This is a genomic window from Mesorhizobium sp. M7A.F.Ca.CA.002.09.1.1 (genome assembly GCF_003998555.1).
In the GTDB taxonomy this organism is placed as follows: domain Bacteria; phylum Pseudomonadota; class Alphaproteobacteria; order Rhizobiales; family Rhizobiaceae; genus Mesorhizobium; species Mesorhizobium ciceri.
Window position 1 is genome coordinate 1 of the sequence record NZ_RZRR01000796.1, and the last position, 2,598, is coordinate 2,598.

At 63.0% G+C, this 2,598-nt stretch carries 3 protein-coding genes; all 3 read right to left on the reverse strand.

Annotation, left to right across the window (positions count from 1 at the left end):
- Positions 1-113: 113 nt before the first annotated feature.
- A complete protein-coding gene (locus EN994_RS26365) occupies positions 114-866 on the reverse strand; it encodes a GGDEF domain-containing protein (RefSeq protein WP_082826542.1) in 753 nt (250 codons plus the stop codon).
- A 151-nt stretch (positions 867-1,017) separates the two neighbouring features.
- A complete protein-coding gene (locus EN994_RS26370) occupies positions 1,018-1,698 on the reverse strand; it encodes a thermonuclease family protein (protein ID WP_245466090.1) in 681 nt (226 codons plus the stop codon).
- 57 nt (positions 1,699-1,755) lie between these two features.
- A partial coding sequence (locus EN994_RS26375; RefSeq protein WP_127307937.1) for an ABC transporter substrate-binding protein occupies positions 1,756-2,598 on the reverse strand: 843 nt, incomplete at its 5' end.

Sequence of the window (2,598 nt, forward strand, 5' to 3'; positions counted from 1 at the left end):
GCGGCGAGCGTCGCCATCGCCGAACCCGGGGCGGCGTCTTCTCGGGTTACCCCGCCGGCAGCGTGAGGGCGTCCGCGTCCGACAATTCCCCTGGCTCCGGTTCCCGGCGACTATCAGCTATGGAGATGCGTCAGCTCAAACGCGGCTCCGTCCTGGACGCCGGCCATGCGCTGCTCGGCGGACCGGAACATGTCCGCGAACTCCACCTGGTTCTCGAACACCACGCCGCCGACCTTGACCGTCAAGGCATCCTCGGTGCCTTTTGGCGCGAAATAGACTTGTGCGATGCGCGCCCTGATACGCTCGCCGATTTCCCTGGCTTCTGCTTCGGTCGCGCCGGCGAGGAAGACCCCGAACATCGACGTCCCCATGCGTCCAACCAGATCCTCCGCGCGCACTGACGATTGTATGGTTGAGGCTATGAGCCGCAAGGCTTGATCGCCCCATTCAAGACCAAAGCGCAGGTTGATGGACCGCAGATGCTCCGAATGGATGACCAGGAAGGCGCCGGATTTCGGCCCCGGCACCGACGGCCTTGCGGTTCTTTTTTCGACCATCGACGTGAAGACCGCTCCGTTCAGGCAGCCGGTCGTGGTGTCGAAGGTTGCCGACTTGTCGAGTTCCCGGCGATAGCGACGAAGCTCGATCTGTTTCAATCCAACGAACAGAAAAAGCGGAACACCAAGAACGACAGGCAACAGGATTGCCGTGACCATGCTGCGCCCAAATGGCGTCAGCGCCTCCGAGAACAGAAGCAGATAATTGAGACCGACGGAAACGCCCAGGATTGCAGCGGTTCCCAGAAAGGTCAGCAAAGCGACGCCTTTCCATGCCTGGTCGGTGGTGCTCGCCATAGTCTTTGTCACTGGCCGATCTCCTGTGGATGGGCTTGTATAAGGCCGGTGTGTTGCAATTTCAGTTTCAAGGAACATTGCAATTTAATCGATTGCGCGATGACCCCATCAAGGCTGCGCCCGTGGCGGTTAACAAACAAAACATCAGGGATTGAATGACAGCCTATTGTGCCGGGCCGAACATGCCCATCTCCGCGTCCCTGGCTGTCGCCTCCGCCTTGCCGTAGATGCCGCTCGGCAGCGCCGTGGCCCAGCCGTTGGAGACAAGCCAGGCGCCAACATCCTGCTTGCCCAGCCTGCACGGTGCGGCGACGGCAAAACGCTCGACGTCCGGCGGTACGAAACAGTGCAGCGCGCGTCCCCTCAGCCAGGAATTGAAAACGGCGCGGGCGCGTACGCCGCAAGGCCAGGTGACGTCATGAAACGAGCAGGAGCTGTCGAGATCGATGCCTCGCACTCCGCTGATGAACACCTTGCGGCCCATGGCTTCGAACATCGCCGATGATGTGACAACCGGGCGGTAGAGCAAGACCTCCCGCCAATCCCTGGGCATCGGCGTTTTCGGGGGCACGGCGAGACCGAGCTCGCTGAGCGGCGGACGGGGCTCGGCCCGTTCGATCTCAGCGGGATCAAGCCGTGGTGGAGCGATCAGGTCTTGAGCAACCTTGCGCGCCGGCTCCAGGCGTTGTGCGCCGGCAACCGGGGCAAACGGCCGGACAGGCTGCGTGTCGTCAACATCTGGCGACCGGGCACGGACAGGCTGATCGACCGAAAGCAACGCCCCGCCCTGAATGATCAGCAGGATCCCGGCCAGGAGCAGGAGGCTTCCAAGTGCGATCGCCAAGCGGCTGCGGCCCGGCCTGGCCATCAGCTTGAACAGGATCCCAGGGATTTGCGCCGGTCAGAAACCCGACGTCGATTTGGCAACCAGCTTGAGCGCACCTTTTTCAATCCGATAGAACGGCATCGAGCGTTGGCTGGATCCGTCGGCCCGAAACCGGAACAGGCCGGTCGACCCGCGAAAGCCGTTTGGATTCTCGAGAGTTTTTTTGCTGAAACCATCGGGCCCGACCGCGCTGGCAATCCCTGCCGTCAGGGCAACCATATCATAGGCGTAGGCCACATTGACGTCAGCCGGATAGTTGTATGTCGTCCTGAAGCGGTCGGCGATCGGCCCGGTTTCGCTTGGATCGAGCGTGGCGATAAACGCCCCCTCGAAGAGCGGATCCATGGGGTGCTCCAGCCAACGGTTCGTCCCGACGACGGAGATCGTCTTTCCCGGAATGCCCTTCGATTTGAGGGCGGCAAGGACAGGCGACGGACTGCCATTGCCGCTGGCGACGATGACGGCGTCGGGGGCGTCCACGAGTGAGCCCATTTCGTCGACCGTCTTCGCGCCGTCGCCGGCAGAATATCGGAGAGTGACCGCGAGCGCCGCGCCGTAGATGCTGAGGCTGTTTGCGACCCGCTTCTCCATGGCGCCGGCGTTTGGGCCATCCGCGACAAGCAGTACGAACTTCTTGCTGCCTTTCGCGGCCAGTCCCGCGGCGCCCGCGGCGGCGCTGTCCGCTTCGCCAAGGAGCACGGCATAGACCCCGGGGCCGCCGGCGAAATTGTCGGCGAGCGCCAGGACCGGTGGCCGCTTCGACCCCGACAGCGTGGCAATATGCTGGGCCGCCGGCAGCTCGGTCGGGCCGATGACGACTTTAGACCCCGTCGTAATGGCCGTAACCGCCAGTTTGCC